Raw genomic sequence first — 512 nt, 5'->3', positions numbered from 1 at the left:
AAGCGTTCCGTTCCACCTCACGGGGTGTCAGGGATATTTCATTCTTCCTTTTCAGACTATCCAAACTCTACGCATGAAGTCCCGATTCAATTCCCCCCAAGAATTTGGCTTGATCCGTGAAAATTTGGGTCAAATCAAAAACTTGTGGAGCGCGTTGTATTTTTCTAGATTCTGTGTTGATAACCTATAAAAATTTCAATTTTTTATACCTTTGTTCTGAAGGCGGCCCAGAGCCAGCCAGAATAGCGTGTTTATGCCTTTTGTGCTGACATGCTATTTTTTTTGTTCCATCTTTTTGCTTTCGTAAGATTTATCATAGCTTGCTTTGGTCTTAAATAAGGTGTACGCCAGTTCCAGTAGTTTTCTCTGGACAGCTATCAAAGCCTTCATCTTTATACCCTGTTTACTGACGATTCTTACATACATATTTTTGAAATTATCATCCCATTTTACTGCGCTCATCGATGGTAAATACATCGCTTTTCTAAGGCTTCGGTTTCCTTTTTTTGATA

At 38.7% G+C, this 512-nt stretch carries 1 pseudogene; it reads right to left on the bottom strand.

The features are described 5' to 3' along the window. Positions 1 to 273 precede the first annotated feature (273 nt). Positions 274 to 512 (bottom strand): annotated as a pseudogene (locus RB622_RS30250) (IS110 family transposase); the annotation flags it as partial.

The organism is Dyadobacter sp. LHD-138, from assembly GCF_030929615.1.
Taxonomy (GTDB): Bacteria; Bacteroidota; Bacteroidia; order Cytophagales; family Spirosomataceae; genus Dyadobacter.
This window is presented reverse-complemented; position numbering and strand designations above follow the sequence as displayed.